The 14,059-nt window shown below is 72.8% G+C and carries 11 protein-coding genes; 3 read left to right on the top strand and 8 right to left on the bottom strand.

The window, feature by feature from the left end; translation table 11 throughout:
- Window positions 1-170 precede the first annotated feature (170 nt).
- Together AB0H64_RS28625 and AB0H64_RS28620 are read left to right on the top strand one after the other, a co-directional pair.
- Window positions 171-2,108 (top strand): ABC transporter ATP-binding protein, encoded by a 1,938-nt coding sequence (locus tag AB0H64_RS28625; RefSeq protein WP_357630526.1) that lies wholly within the window; start codon window positions 171-173, stop codon window positions 2,106-2,108.
- Window positions 2,108-3,931, top strand: a complete 1,824-nt coding sequence (locus tag AB0H64_RS28620) for an ABC transporter ATP-binding protein (protein ID WP_357630524.1) — start codon at window positions 2,108-2,110, stop codon at window positions 3,929-3,931. Before AB0H64_RS28625 ends, AB0H64_RS28620 begins: the two co-directional genes overlap by 1 nt.
- Before the next feature lie 250 nt (window positions 3,932-4,181).
- On the opposite strand, the gene AB0H64_RS28615 is transcribed toward AB0H64_RS28620, so the two are convergent.
- Entirely contained in the window at window positions 4,182-5,651 is a 1,470-nt protein-coding gene (locus tag AB0H64_RS28615; protein ID WP_357630522.1) for an MFS transporter, read from the bottom strand.
- Between the two features lie 348 nt (window positions 5,652-5,999).
- Between AB0H64_RS28615 and AB0H64_RS28610 the strand changes: the two genes are divergently transcribed.
- Window positions 6,000-6,689 carry a DUF4097 family beta strand repeat-containing protein gene (locus tag AB0H64_RS28610; RefSeq protein ID WP_357630519.1) on the top strand — a complete coding sequence of 230 codons (690 nt, stop codon included), beginning with the start codon at window positions 6,000-6,002 and terminating at the stop codon, window positions 6,687-6,689.
- Between the two features lie 206 nt (window positions 6,690-6,895).
- Here AB0H64_RS28610 and AB0H64_RS28605 read toward each other — a convergent pair whose 3' ends face one another.
- The 7 genes from AB0H64_RS28605 to AB0H64_RS28575 form a co-directional block, all read right to left on the bottom strand.
- Complete coding sequence (locus AB0H64_RS28605; RefSeq protein ID WP_357630516.1) at window positions 6,896-7,852, bottom strand: sugar kinase; 957 nt, start codon at window positions 7,850-7,852, stop codon at window positions 6,896-6,898.
- Window positions 7,853-8,020: 168 nt separating this feature from the next.
- Window positions 8,021-8,644: a bifunctional 4-hydroxy-2-oxoglutarate aldolase/2-dehydro-3-deoxy-phosphogluconate aldolase gene (locus AB0H64_RS28600; protein ID WP_357630513.1), complete on the bottom strand. Its 624-nt coding sequence runs from the start codon at window positions 8,642-8,644 to the stop codon at window positions 8,021-8,023.
- A gap of 5 nt (window positions 8,645-8,649) precedes the next feature.
- Window positions 8,650-9,795, bottom strand: coding sequence for a galactonate dehydratase (gene dgoD, locus AB0H64_RS28595; protein WP_357630510.1), 1,146 nt, complete (start codon window positions 9,793-9,795; stop codon window positions 8,650-8,652).
- Between the two features lie 95 nt (window positions 9,796-9,890).
- Window positions 9,891-10,571 carry a FadR/GntR family transcriptional regulator gene (locus tag AB0H64_RS28590; protein WP_357630671.1) on the bottom strand — a complete coding sequence of 227 codons (681 nt, stop codon included), beginning with the start codon at window positions 10,569-10,571 and terminating at the stop codon, window positions 9,891-9,893.
- Window positions 10,571-11,281, bottom strand: a complete 711-nt coding sequence (locus AB0H64_RS28585) for an SDR family oxidoreductase (protein WP_357630508.1) — start codon at window positions 11,279-11,281, stop codon at window positions 10,571-10,573. Before AB0H64_RS28585 ends, AB0H64_RS28590 begins: the two co-directional genes overlap by 1 nt.
- Window positions 11,278-13,224, bottom strand: coding sequence for a beta-galactosidase (locus tag AB0H64_RS28580; RefSeq protein ID WP_357630505.1), 1,947 nt, complete (start codon window positions 13,222-13,224; stop codon window positions 11,278-11,280). The genes AB0H64_RS28585 and AB0H64_RS28580 overlap by 4 nt, the downstream gene beginning before the upstream one ends.
- A complete protein-coding gene (locus tag AB0H64_RS28575; protein WP_357630503.1) occupies window positions 13,221-14,054 on the bottom strand; it encodes a carbohydrate ABC transporter permease in 834 nt (277 codons plus the stop codon). The genes AB0H64_RS28580 and AB0H64_RS28575 overlap by 4 nt, the downstream gene beginning before the upstream one ends.
- Window positions 14,055-14,059 lie beyond the last annotated feature (5 nt).

Genomic DNA, 14,059 nt, shown 5'->3' with positions numbered 1-14,059 from the left:
CCGGACCAGGAGATCCGCCTGGTCGGGGCGGTCCCCGTACCTCCGACGGCGTGGCATCGGAGCGGTGGCGCCCGCCGGGACGCTCGAGAAAAGCCGTGGGAAACTGTCGGTGGGCGGTGATAGAAAGCAGGTTCGATATACGTCCGCCGCCGCCTCGGGGAGCTTCGCCTGTGACCGCTGTCAGCACACCGGAGTTCTCCGTCTCCGGCACCCGCCACGACCATCGCGGCCCGGTCCGCTGGCTGTGGTCGCATCTGCGCCGCCATTACGTCCACCTGATGGGATTCCTCGGCGGGTCGCTCGTGATGGTGGTGCTCAACTCCACCGTTCCGTCCCTGACCGGCGGCGCGTTCGACGCCGTGCTGGGCGAGCGGGGCGACCCCGCGGAGGCGCTGCGGCTGGTCGCGCTGGCGCTGCTCGCCATCGTGCTGGCGCGCGGCGTGTTCGACCTCGTCGCGCGGCTGTCCAGCGAGGTGCTGGCCAAGCGGCTGGAGCGCGACGCCCGTGACGAGCTCTACGTGAGCCTGCTGGGCAAGAGCCAGACGTTCCACAACCGGCAGCGGGTGGGCGACCTGATGGCCCGGGCCGCCAACGACATCCGGCAGCTGTCCACCATGGTCTCCCCCGGCCTCGACCTCATCGTCGACTCCGGGCTCAGCGGGATCGTGCCCCTGTTCTTCATCGGCGCGATCAACCCGCGGCTGCTGCTCGTGCCGGGGATCTTCGCCGTGGTGTTCGCGGCGGCGCTCTGGCACTACATGCGGCGGCTCAACCCGGTGGCGACCCGCATGCGGGAGGAGTTCGGCGATCTCAACGCCGCGCTCAACCAGGCGGTGCGCGGCATCGAGGTGATCAAGGTGACGGCGCAGGAGGAGCAGGAGCGGCGGCGCTTCCGGTCGCACGCGCGCCGCTACCGCGACTCCTTCGCCCGCAACGGCCTGGTGCAGGCCCGCTACCTGCCGACCCTGCTGTTCGCGTTCGCGATGGCGGGAGCGCTGTGGCACGGGCTGGCGCTGCACGGGTCCGGGGTGATCAGCGTCGGGGAGCTGGTCGCGTTCATGGGCCTCATGGGCATGCTGGGCTTTCCCACGCAGATGTCCACCTTCACGTTCTCGCTGGTGCAGATCGGCATCGTCTCCTCGCGCCGCATCCTCGCCATCATGACGTCCGAGAGCGAGCTGGCGCAGCCCGCCGACGGCCACGCCGCGCCCGTCACCGGCGAGATCGTCTTCGAGGACGTGAGCTTCGGCTACGACGAGAACGAGGGCAAGGGCGGGCCGGCGCTGCGCGGTGTGTCGTTCACCGTGCGGCCGGGCGAGACCGTGGCCATCGTCGGGGAGACGGGCTCCGGCAAGAGCACGCTCACCAAGCTCGTCCCCCGCATCTACGACGTCACCGCGGGCCGCATCCTCATCGACGGCGTCGACGTGCGCGACTGGGACCTCGACTCGCTGCGCTCGCAGATCTCCACCATCGAGCAGGACATCGTGCTGTTCTCGCGGTCGGTCGCCGAGAACATCGCCTTCAGCCTGGGCCAGCGGGCCGACCGCGAGGCCGTGGTACGGGCGGCCGAGGACGCGCAGGCGGCCGAGTTCATCTCGGAGCTGTCCGACGGCTACGACACGGTGATCGGCGAGCGCGGCGTCACGCTGTCGGGCGGCCAGCGGCAGCGCCTGGCCATCGCTCGGGCCCTGCTCACCGACCCGGCGATCCTGGTGCTGGACGACTCGACCAGCGCCATCGACTCCGCCACCGAGGACAAGATCCAGCAGGCGATCGGCCGCATCCAGGAGGGCCGCACCACGCTGCTCATCACGCACCGCCTCTCCCAGATCCGCTGGGCGGACAAGGTGCTGCTGATGAGACGCGGCGAGCTGGCCGACTACGGCACGCACGACGAGCTGATCGCCCGCAGCCGCCTCTACCGCCGGATCTTCTCCCACTACGACGAAGTGGAGCTGGACGGCGTAGGGCTGGACGGTGGAGGACCGGACGGTGGAGGACCGGACGGTGGAGGACCGGACGGTGGAGGACCGGAGCTCGACGCCGAAGGGGTGCTGGAGGAGAACGGCCAGGCGATGGCCGGCGAGCAGGGAGGGGTGCGCTGATGGGGTTCATCATGGACGGCCTCGACGCCGAGGACTACGACCGCACCTACGGCGACCGCGAGCTGCTGCGCCGCATCCTGTCCTACTTCCGGCCGAAGCTCGGGGCGATGGCGCTGGTCGCCGCCATGATCGTGCTGGGCTCCGCGAGCCAGGCCGCCATGCCGCTGGTGGCGAGCTGGGGCCTCGACGCCATCGAGGACGGCACCATCGCCGAGACCGGCTGGCGGCTCACGCTCGGCCTGCTGCTGGCGGGCGGCCTCGGCTGGGTGTTCAACTTCGTCCGCCAGTGGTACAGCGCGCGGGTCACCGGCGACGTCGTGCTGCGCCTGCGCGAGGACGCGTTCGACGCCGTGCTCCAGCGCGACCTGTCGTTCTACGACGAGACGCCGTCGGGCCGGATCGTCAGCCGCGTCACCTCCGACACCGACGACTTCGCCACGGTCTCCACGCTGACGATGGACCTGATCAGCCAGGTGCTGATGGTCGGGCTCGTGACGGTCATGCTGTTCGTGCGCAGCGTCGAGCTGGCGCTGCTGACGCTGCTCGTGGTGCCTGTCGTGGTGGGCATCGCGCTGCTGTTCCGGCGGATCGCCCGCACCAGCACGCGCCGGGCGCAGCGGTCGCTGAGCCGCGTCAACGCCAACCTGCAGGAGACCATGGGCGGCATCGCCGTGGCCAAGAACTTCCGGCAGGAGCGGCAGGTCTACGACGAGTTCCGGCCGATCAACCAGCAGAGCTACCGGGTGACGCTGCGACAGGGCTTCGTGTTCTCGTCGATCTTCCCGGTGCTGTTCCTCGTGGCGGGACTGGCGACGGTCGCCCTGGTGCAGCTGGGCGGCACGGCGGTGCTGGGCGGGCGGCTGTCGGCCGGTGACTGGTACCTGTTCCTGCAGGGCGTGGCGCTGTTCTGGTTCCCGCTGACGTCCATCGCCGCGTTCTGGTCGCAGTTCCAGCAGGGGCTGTCGGCGTCGGAGCGGGTGTTCGCCCTCATCGACGCGCCGCCGCGGGTGGTGCAGAGCGACGCGCGCGTCGTCGGCCGGGTGGCTGGGCGCATCGAGTTCGAGCGGCTCACCTTCGGGTACGACGCGGCCACTCCGGTGCTGCGGGACTTCGACCTGGTCATCGAGGCCGGCGAGACGGTCGCGCTGGTCGGCCACACGGGCGCCGGCAAGTCCACGCTCAGCAAGCTGATCACCCGCTTCTACGAGTTCCAGGAAGGCCGCCTGCTGATCGACGGCCACGACATCCGCACCCTGGAGCTCGGCGCGTACCGCAGGCAGATCGGCGCGGTCCCGCAGGCGCCGTTCCTGTTCAGCGGCACGGTCGCCGACAACATCCGCTACCCGAGACCCGACGCGACCGACGAGGAGGTGCTGGCCGCGGCGACGGCTGTCGGCGGCGGCGACTGGGTCGAGGCCCTGCCCCACGGGCTGAGCACCGACGTGGGCGAGCACGGCCGCTCCCTGTCCATGGGGCAGCGGCAGCTCGTGGCCCTGGCCCGGCTCCTCGTCCAGGACCCGGCCATCGTGGTGCTCGACGAGGCCACGGCCAGCGTCGACCCGCTCACGGAGGCGCAGATCCAGGAGGGCCTGGACGTGGTGCTGGCCGGCCGCACCTCGATCGTCATCGCCCACCGGCTGTCCACGATCGAGCACGTCGACCGGATCATCGTTCTCGACCATGGCCGGATCGTCGAGGAGGGCGACCACGCGACGCTGCTGGCTCGCGGAGGGCGGTACTGCGAGGTGTACAACACGTACTTCCGCCACCAGTCGCCCCACTACCGCGCGGGCACGGGCTTCGTGCCGGTAGCGGCGCAGTGACGACGCGGGGGATCGCGGCTCGCACGCAGGCTTACTGGCGCAGGTCATTCCTGCCGTACTGATCGCGATGGTCGTCGAGCTACACGGTGCACGGCACCTGGCGCAGCGTGGAGTGCCTCCGGCCGCCACGCGCCACCGCCCCGCCGCACCCGTCGACCCGGACCCGCGCCGGGCCAAGGGCCCCCGCGGAGCCGCGGACAACGAGGTGAGGTAGGGCGGTGGCAACCGGACGCCGGAGCCGCGGACGCTGTCAGCCGGCGGCGCGCAGGTCGGCGGCGTCCGGGTCGGTGACGGGCTGGGGCGCGGCTGCGGCGACCCGGGCACGCGGACCGGGGAGCCTGAGGGCGGCCAGGGCAGCCGTCAGCATGACGGCGCCGAGGACGTAGACGGCGGCGCGCATTCCCTCGGCGGAGGCGGCGCGCAGGGCCTGCCCGGCCGGCCCTTCGATGTCGTGGTTGGCGACGGCCACGAGAACCGCCAGCCCCACGGCGGTTCCCACCTGCAGCGCGGTGGAGGCCACCCCGGAGGCCAGGCCCTGTTCGTCCGCCGAGACGCCGGTGCCGGCGGCGATCCACATGGCCTCGTAGGTGATGCCCATGCCCAGACCGATGACGACGACCCCGGCCAGGACGGTGAGGATGGATCCGTCCGCGTGCATGCCGGGGGCCAGGAGCCCGGCGCCCACGGCGTTGCCGACGATGCCGCTGATCAGCGTGCTCCGGGTGCCGAAGCGGTGGATCAGCCGCTCGCTGAGGAAGTTGCCGGCCGTGATCGACAGGGTCGGGCCAAGGAACGCCAGCCCGGTCTCCAGGGCGCTGAAGCCAAGGACGTCCTGGAAGTACAGGGTCAGGAAGTACGGCACGGCTTGCATCGTCAGCCCGAAGACGAGGATGACCACGACCGCTCCACTGAACGCGCGGTTGCGGAACAGCCGCAGCGGCATCAGCGGCGTCCGACCGCGGGCCTGGACGCGCAGGAATGTGGCCAGCAGGACCGCCGCGAGAACGGCCGCGGCGATCACCTCGACCCGTGCCCAGCCGACCTCGGAGCCGTGCGCGACCGCGAAGATCAACAGCGTGATGCCCGCGGTACCGGTCAGGGCTCCGGGCACGTCGACGCTTCCTCTGGTGACGCGGCCGTCGGGGGGCAGCAGGGCGAAGGCGGCGACGGCACCCGCGGCGGCCAGCGGGACGTTGACGTAGAACACGGCCTGCCAGCCCAGGGCCTGGGTGAGCATCCCGCCGGCCAGTGAGCCCACTGTGAGCCCACCGGCGCCCGCCATGGCCCAGACCGTCAGCGCACGGTTGCGCTCCCTGCCCTCGGCGAAGGCTGTGTTGACCAGGGCCAGCACCGCAGGGAACAGCACCGCGCCGGCGAGGCCCTGCAAGGCGCGCGCGGCGAGCAGCACCGCCGGCGCCGTGGCCAGGCCGCCCAGCACGGAGGCCACGCCGTACAGCGCGATGCCGAGCACGAACATCCGGCGGCGTCCCATCAGGTCGGACAGCCGACCGCCGAACAGCAGGAAGCCTCCGTAGAGGATGGCGTACGCGGTGACCACCCATTGCAGGGTGTGCGGTGTGAAGCCGACATCGGCGGCGATGTCGGGTAGGGCCACATAGATGATGGTGAAGTCGAGGCTGATGATCAGGTGCCCGAGCGCGAGCAGCGCGAGGCTCCATCCCGGCCGGCGGCTGCGGGCCGGGGACTGAGATGTGGACATGGGTATGCCTTTCGTCCGTGCGTGGTTCGGTGGCCTGTCATGGCTGCACCGGGACCGGCGGACATTTGTTGGCACACCCCCTGAGGGCACTGGGGTGGGCGGCGCCCGGGCTCGGTCCGTCCGGTCCGGTCATCGCCCCTCCCCTCCCTGCGTGTTCTGCGCTGTCTTCGGTACGACTATGCCGCTCGCCGCGGTCCACGGGATCGGACGCCCGGTCAGTACGGCCGGGACTTTGGACCTAGGACCGGAGGTCTACGCGTTCTCGGGGCGAAGGGTGGGGGTCGCCTCGGGGAGCCGTCGGGGACATCCCTGATGCAGGTCCGGGTACTGCCGGACAGGATGGACGGCATGAAGATCATCGCGATCGCGAGCGGCCTGCTGGCCTCCGCGATGCTGCTGACCGGATGCGGCCTGGACGCCATCGGCAACCCGAAGAACCAGGAAACCGGCACGTACCAGGTCAAGGACAAGGTCCAGCAGCTTCACCTCAGAAGCGGGAACGGGGACGTGACCGTCACCGAGTCGAACGCGGCGTACGTCAGCGTGACCGAGACGCTCTACTGGAGCAACGACAAGCCGCGGGCCGGACACAAGGTGGAGGGCGACACGCTGTCCGTCTACTACGACTGCCAAAGCTCGTGGGGCTCCTGCGGAGTCAACTACAAGGTGGAGATCCCCAAGGGGCTGCGGGTCAACCTGGACGCCGGCTCGGGCGACCTGACGCTCAGGTCACTGACCGGCCCCGTGGACCTCAAGGCCGGCTCCGGCGACATCGCCGGCAACGGCCTGGGCGGCAAGAAGCTCTTCGCGGAGACAGGGTCCGGCGACATCGACCTGAAGTACGCGGTCGCGCCTGACAGCGTCGAGCTGTCGGTCGGCTCGGGCAACGCCGCGCTCACCGTCCCCGACGAAACCTATGACGTGTACACCAAGGTGGACTCCGGTGACGCGAGCATCTCGGTCAAGGACGACAACTCCTCACCGCGCAAGATCTCGCTGACCGCGGGCTCCGGAGACGTCACCGTGTCGGCCGGGTAACCAGCTTCCCTGCTCAAGCCTCAGCTCCTCCTGTTCGAGCCGGCGGGTGCCGCCCGGCGCGTGCTGCTGTACGCGACCATGTCCGCGGCTGCCTGGCTGACGTCCGGTTGAGCTGCAGAGCACGTCTCCTGCCGCGCAACCGGCGGTGCGAGAGCCGGAGCCCCCGGATGCGGCGGTGCGGGGCCGGCGCCCCCGGATTCGCGGGCTCAGCGGACGGTTTCGCCGTCCTCCAGGGTGAGCAGGGACAGCTCCGAGCGGTCGGGGAGGCCGTGCCAGTCGCCGTCGGACGCCACCGCGAACGCGCCCACCGTCACCCCGCGCCGCAGCCGCTCCCCCAACGGCAGATCGTCCAGCAGGCCCGACAGGTAGCCGGCCACGAACGCGTCGCCCGCGCCGACGGTGTTCACCGCCCGCACCGGCACCGCTCCCGACGTGGCGTGTCCGCCGTCCGCCGCCCACGCCTCCGCACCCGCCGCGCCGTGCTTGACGACCACCTCGCCGATCCCGGCCGCCAGCAGCGCGGCCGTGCCCCCTTCGGTGACCAGGGGCAGCTCGTCGGCCGAGGCCACCAGCACGTCCACGTACGGCAGCAGGTCCGCCAGCGCCCGCGACGCCGTTTCGCGATCCCACAGCCTGGCCCGGTGGTTGACGTCCAGGCACACCCGGACGCCCAGCTCGCGGGCCTGCCGTACGGCGTGCGCGACCGTGGCCGCGGCGCCGGCGCCGAGCGCCGGGGTGATGCCGGTGACGTGCAGCATCCTCGGCCGGTCCGCCAGGGCGGCCGAGGCGTCGGCGGGCGTCAGGCGGGAGCCCGCCGAGCCGGCGCGGTAGTAGTGGACCCGGGTGATCGTCGCCACCCTGCGCTCCTGGATGAGCAGGCCGGTCGGGTGGTCGGGGTCCGTTCTGGCGGTGTCGACGTTGACGCCCTCGGCGCGGAGGGTGCGCAGGACCAGGCGGCCGAGCTCGTCGTCGCCGACGGCTCCGGCCCACCGGGCGGCGTGGCCGAGCCTGGCCAGGCCGATCGCCACGTTCGCCTCGGCGCCCGCCATCGACAACTCCAGGCTGCCGCCCAGCCGCAACGGCCCGCCTCCGTGCAGGGACGCCATCGCCTCACCGAGGGTGAGGAGGTCGAGAGCCGGGGTTGGGCGTGTCGCGGTGGGCATGGTGGGGACCTCTCCAGGTCGCTCCCCCACCCGTGTGGAGGGGTGGGGCTGTCGTGGTCCGCCGGTCGGCGTGGCGGAAGCGGTCTGTGGGCGCTCTCCGGCCGGGGTGGGGTGACCGGGCTGAGGGCGTGGGTCAGAGGGCATGGCCGGGGCCGTCGGCGCGGGCCGTCATGGCGTCGCCGCCTCCTGCCGGAAGTGGCGGGCGCGGGTGCGGAGGGCGTCCAGGTCGCCGCCGTGCGGGGCGTCGCCCGTGAGGGGCGAGCCGACGCCCACCGCCGGTGCCCCCGCCGCCAGGTACGGGCGGATCTGGGCGGCCGTCACCCCGCCGACCGGGACCAGCGGGATCGACGGGTACGGGTCTCGCAGCGCCGCCAGGTAGCCGGGGCCGCCCAGCGAGGCGGGGAAGACCTTGACGGCCGTGGCCCCCGCCTCCCACGCCTGCCACACCTCCGTGGGCGTCAGCGCCCCGACCAGGGCGGGCACCCCCAGCGACAGGGCGCGGGCTGCCCCCGCGCTCAGCGCGGGCGTCACCACGAAACGCGCCCCCGCCGCCAGGGCCGCGTCCGCCTCCGCCTCCGTCAGGACCGTGCCCGCCCCCAGCGTGACGGACCGGCCCAGCTCCGTGTGGACGCGGGCGATGACCTCCAGTGCCCCGGCGCCGCTCAGCGACACCTCCAGGACGTCGATCCCCTCCTCCACGAGGACGTGCGCGGTACGGACCGCGGCCTCCGGGTCCCGGCCGCGCACGATGGCCAGCAACCGCCTCCGGCGCAGAAGGTCGAGAAGATCCATGGTCGTCACCACTCCGCCATCGAGCCGTCTTCGTGCCGCCACACCGGGTTGCGCCAGGCGTGCGGGCGGCGGTCCGCGTCCCGTACGGCCCGCTCGTCCACCACCACCCCGAGCCCCGGCAGCGACGTGCGGTGGGCGTGGCCCGCGGTGAAGGCGAACGGCGCCGGGTCGAGCACGTAGTCGAGGAACTCGGTGTCCTGGTGGTAGTGGATGCCGGCGCTCTGCTCCTGGATGAGGAAGTTGGGCGTGGCGAAGCCCACCTGGAGGCTGGCGGCCAGCGCGATGGGGCCGAGCGGGCAGTGCGGCGCGATCTGCACGTCGAACGTCTCCGCGAGCGCGGCGATGCGCCGGACCTCCGAGACGCCCCCGGCGTGGGAGATGTCGGGCTGGGCCACCGCCAGGCCGGAGGTGAGCGCCGGCAGGAAGTCGGAGCGTGAGTAGAGGCGCTCGCCGAGCGCGACGGGCACCTCGGTGGCGGCGGTCAGGTCGCCCAGCCGGTGCAGCAGGCCCGGGGCGAGCGGCTCCTCCACGAACATGGGATGCAGGGGCGCGACGGCCGCCATGATGCGCCGGGCGTCGGCCGCGGAGGCCCGCCCGTGCAGGTCGATCGCGAAGTCGCGGCCGGGGCCGAGCGCGGCTCGGGCGACCTCCGCGCGGGCGACTACGGCTGCCAGGTCCGCGCCGGTGACGGGACGCGGCAGCAGGCCGGAGCCGTTCATCTTGACGGCGGTGAACCCCGCCTCGACCTGCTTGTCGATCTCCTCGCGCAGCTCGCCCGGGTCGTCGCCGCCGACCCACGCGTACACGCGGACGCGGTCGCGGACCGGGCCGCCGAGCAGCTCGTGCACGGGCGCGCCGTAGTGCTTGCCGGCGATGTCCCACAGCGCCTGGTCGAGGCCGGCCACCGCGCTGGACAGGACGGGGCCGCCCCGGTAGAAGCCGCCCTTGGTGAGCACCTGCCAGTGGTCCTCGATGCGCAGCGCGTCCTGGCCGACGAGGTACTCGGCGAGTACGTCGACCGCGGCGCGGACGACCTCGGCCCTGCCCTCCACGACCGGCTCGCCCCACCCGACGACGCCGTCGTCCGTCTCCACGCGGCAGAACAGCCACCGCGGCGGGACCAGGAACGTCTCGATCCTGGCGATCTTCAAGCCTGCTCCCCCATACCGGTCCTTCCCGGCCGCCGTCTCACAACAACCCCTCCACGTCGCGCGGTCTCACAGCAGCTCCTCCACGTCGCGCGGCCTCACAGCAGCTCCTCCACGTCGCGCCATGCCTTGGCGAGCAGGTCGCGCATCGCCGCCTCGGCCGCCTCCGCGTCGCCCCGGCTGATCGCCTCCAGCACCGCGAGGTGGCTCGGCACCGGGTCGTCACCGCCGTTGGAGGCGTGGACGAGCCGGTCGCGGCCGGCCAGGCCGGCGCCCATGACGACGTCCATGCGGACGAGCAGCTCGTTGCCGCCCGCCGCGAGCAGCACCCGGTGGAAGTCGAGGTCGGCCGCGACGGGATCGTCCGCCGCCGCCATGCGGTCGAGGGCCTCCCGCAGCTCCTCCAACTGCTCGGGCGTGCGGCGGCGCGCGGCGAGCCGGGCGACCGACGGCTCGACGATCGAGCGCAGCTCATGCAGGTCGTGCAGGAATCCGGGGTCGGGGCGGCCGGCGAACTTCCAGCGGATGACGTCGCCGTCGAGGAGGTTCCAGTCGGCGCGGGGCCGCACGTGGGTGCCGAGCTTGGGCCTGGCCCCGATGAGTCCCTTGGCGGTCAGCACCTTCATCGCCTCGCGCAGCGCCGTGGAGCTGACGCCGAGCCGCTCCTGGAGGGCCACGACGTCGAGCGCGTCACCCTCCTTGAACTCGCCGCCGAAGATCATGGCGGCGATCGCCTCGACGGTCTGCCCGTGCAGGCCGCGCCCGCTGTAGGCGGCCATCACGCCGACTCCTTCACGATGCTCCAGCCGCCGTCGGCCGTGAGGCAGGCTCCGGTGACGAACGACGCCTCCTCGGAGGCGAGGAAGGCGATGACCGAGGCGACCTCCTCCGGGGTGCCGAACCGGCGGAGCACGGTGGCGCGCACGCTGTCGGCGCGGCCCCGCTCGTCCACCCGATCCCACGCCCTGGTCATGATCGGGCCGGGCAGCACGCAGTTGACGCGCACGGCCGGGCCGTACTCGACGGCGAGCTGCCGGGTGAGCGCCGTCAGCCCGCCCTTGGCGGCGGCGTACGCGGGATGGCCCGGCAGCCCCACGACGGCGTGCACCGAGGAGGTGATCACCATGGCGCCGCCGGTGGCGGCCATGGGGGGCAGCAGCCGGCGGGCGGCCAGGAAGGCGGCGGTGAGGCCGACGCCGAGCTGCCGGTTCCACGACTCCAGGCTCGTCTCGTGCGCGGGCGCGACCTCGGCGACGGCGGCGTTGCTCACGATCACGTCGAAGGGGCCCCGGGCGGCGACCCGGTCCCAGGTCTCCTCGGCCGCCACGTCGCCGCGCAGGTAGCCGGCCTCCTCCACCGTCCCCTTGGGCGCGACGTCCACCACGAGCACGGACGCGCCCTCGGCGGCGAGCCGGCGGGCGGTCGCCGCGCCGATGCCGGAGGCGCCGCCGGTGACGACGGCGCTCCGGCCCGCGAACCGGCCGCTCACTCCGCCTCCCCGAGGGGGACGACGGCGACGTCGAGCGGGGCCAGCTCGGCGCCGGCCGCGCGTACGGGATGGTCGTTGTGGTTGAGCAGGAACACGTGGCCGCCGCGCCGGACCGCCTCCACACCCGCGGGCAGGCCGGGCAGGACGGGCTCGACGCCGGCCAGGCGCAGGGTGTCGCGGACGAGGTCGCGCATGACATGCTCGCCGGGGCGGGTGCCGAGGTAGGTGGCGCTGCCCCGGCCGTAGGCGTGGCGGGTGACGGCGGGGAGACCGGCGAGCGGGCCGTCGGTGTAGGCGGCCAGGACCGCGGCGCCCTCGGGCACGATGTGGTCGGCCCACAGGTCGGCGGTGCCGCCGGTGGACAGGCCGAGCCGCTCGCCGTCGCTGAGCGGCCAGAACTCCTCCACGCGCAGCCCGAGCAGGTCGCGGAAGGCGCCGGGGTGGCCGCCGGGCCGGATGCGGTCGCAGTCGTCGGCGATCCCGCTGAAGAACGACATCAGCAGGTGGCCGCCGTCCTCGACGTACCGCCGCAGGCCCTCGGCCGCCGCGTCGTCGCACAGGTAGAGGTTGGGCACGATCACCAGCTTGTACGAGGACAGGCCGGCCGCGGGCGGGACCACGTCGACCGTGACGTTCTCGTGCCAGAGCGGCGCGTAGTGGGCGCGTACCCGCTCGGGCACGCGCAGCTCGGCGGGCCGGGCGTCGAGCTCCAGCGCCCACCAGTTGGCGTAGTCGAAGACGACGGCCACCTCGGCGGGCACACGCGTGCCGGCCACGCCGTCCAGCCCGCCCAGCTCGGCGCCGAGCGCGGCGGCCTCGCGGAAGATCCGGTCGTGCGGGCCGCCGTGGGAGACGACCGCGGAGTGGAACTTCTCCGCGCCGCCCAGCGAGGCCCGCCACTGGAAGTACATGACGGCGTCGGCGCCGCGGGCCACCGCCTGGTGGCTCCACAGCCGGTTGAGGCCGGGCCGTTTGGGCCGGTTGGGCGGCCGGTAGCTGATGGCGCTGGTCGCGGTCTCCATCATGAGGTACGGCCGGCCGCCGCCGAGCGAGCGCATCTGGTCGTGGAAGAACGCGGCGTCGACGGCGGCGGCCGGGTCCTTCGGCTCGGGGTAGAGGTCGAGCGCGACCAGGTCGAAGTCGGGGGCCCAGGAGGCGTAGTCGGCGACCGGCTCCCACATGCCCATGATGTTGGTGGTGACGGGCACGCCGGGGGTGAGCTCGCGCAGGACGGACCGCTCGGCCCGGTAGCAGGCGAGCAGCGCGTCGGAGCTGAAACGCCGGTAGTCGAGCTCCTGGGCGGGGTTGCGCAGGGTGGGCGCGGTGCGAGGCGGCAGCACCTCGGCCCAGTCGGTGACGCGCTGCGACCAGAACGTGGTGGACCAGGCGGCGTTGAGCCCGTCGAGGTCGCCGTGGCGCTCGCGCAGCCAGCGCCGGAAGTCGTCGGCGGAGACGTCGCAGTAACACTCCTGGACATGGCAGCCGTACTCGTTGCCGACGTGCCAGAGCGCGAGCGCGGGGTGCGTGCCGTAGCGCTCGGCCATCCGCTCGGCGAGGCCGGCGGCGGCCTCGCGGTAGACCGGGGAGCTGGGGCAGTAGTGCTGGCGCGAGCCGGGCGACAGGCGCACGCCGTCGCGGTTGACCGGCAGCGTCTCGGGGTGGAGCCGGGACAGCCACGCGGGCGGCGAGGCGGTGCCGGTGGCCAGCGAGACGGCGATGCCGGCCGCGCCGAGCAGGTCCATGACCTCGTCCAGCCAGCCGAAGTCGTACGCGCCGGGCGCGGGCTCGACGCTCGCCCAGGAGAAGATGCCGAGCGTGACGACACTGACTCCGGCCTCGCGCATGAGGCGGACGTCCTCGCGCCACACCTCGGGCGACCACTGCTCCGGGTTGTAGTCGGCGCCGAAGCCGATCCGGTCGTTGAGCACGGGCAGGATGTTCAACCTTTGACGCTCCCTGCGGTCAGGCCGGCGCGCCAGAAACGCTGGAGCGAGGCCATGGTGAGGACGAGGAGGAGGGCGGACACGGCGGCTCCGGTGACCGTCAGCTCGAAGAAGGCCGGGTCGCGGAAGGTCTGGGAGTTCCACAGCGCCAGGCCCAGCGTGACGGGGTAGAGCCGCTGGTCCGACAGCATGACGAGGGGCAGGAAGTAGTTGTTCCAGATGCCGATGAACTGGAACAGGAAGATCGTCACCAGCGCCGGGCTCATGATCTTCAGGCCGATGCGGAAGAAGATGCGGTACTCCCCCGCCCCGTCGAGCCGGGCCGACTCCAGCAGCGCGTCGGGGATGGCGGCGTGGGCGTGGATGCGGGCGAGGTAGACGCCGAACGGGCTGACCACGCTGGGCAGCAGCACCGACCAGAACGACCCGGTCATGCCGGCCTCGCTGAAGATCAGGTACGTGGGCAGCGCCAGCACGGTCGAGGGCACCAGCACGCCCGCCAGGACGAGGTTGAACAGGGCCTCCCGGCCGCGGAAGGGGTACTTGGCCAGGGCGTAGCCGGCCGCGGCCGACAGCAGGGTCGCGGCCAGGGCGCCGAGGCCCGCGTACAGGAAGCTGTTGAGGATCCAGCGGCCGAACAGGCCGTCGCCGGTGCCGAACAGGCGGCCGAGGTTGGCGCCGAGCTGAGGGCGCGGCGACCACAGGCCGAACGTGCCGAACAGGTCGGCGGTGCTCTTGGTCGACGCGACGAGCACCCACACGACCGGCAGCAGGAAGTAGACGGCCGCGGCGAACAGCAGCGCCAGCACCACCACCGTGGCCGGCCTCATCCGGG

The sequence above is a fragment of the Nonomuraea sp. NPDC050733 genome (genome assembly GCF_040654215.1).
Classification (GTDB): Bacteria; Actinomycetota; Actinomycetes; order Streptosporangiales; family Streptosporangiaceae; genus Nonomuraea.
The sequence above is the reverse complement of the archived record's forward strand: the minus strand, read 5'-3'. Positions and strand labels throughout refer to the sequence as shown.

Excerpts from the sequence above, each read along its gene's own strand:
- AB0H64_RS28620 (WP_357630524.1), top strand. The coding sequence starts at position 2,108 with ATGGGGTTCATCATGGACGGCCTCGACGCCGAGGACTACGACCGCACC.
- AB0H64_RS28610 (WP_357630519.1), top strand. The coding sequence starts at position 6,000 with ATGAAGATCATCGCGATCGCGAGCGGCCTGCTGGCCTCCGCGATGCTG.
- AB0H64_RS28575 (WP_357630503.1), bottom strand. The coding sequence starts at position 14,054 with ATGAGGCCGGCCACGGTGGTGGTGCTGGCGCTGCTGTTCGCCGCGGCC.
- AB0H64_RS28615 (WP_357630522.1), bottom strand. The coding sequence starts at position 5,651 with ATGTCCACATCTCAGTCCCCGGCCCGCAGCCGCCGGCCGGGATGGAGC.
- AB0H64_RS28605 (WP_357630516.1), bottom strand. The coding sequence starts at position 7,852 with ATGCCCACCGCGACACGCCCAACCCCGGCTCTCGACCTCCTCACCCTC.
- AB0H64_RS28600 (WP_357630513.1), bottom strand. The coding sequence starts at position 8,644 with ATGGATCTTCTCGACCTTCTGCGCCGGAGGCGGTTGCTGGCCATCGTG.
- AB0H64_RS28590 (WP_357630671.1), bottom strand. The coding sequence starts at position 10,571 with ATGGCCGCCTACAGCGGGCGCGGCCTGCACGGGCAGACCGTCGAGGCG.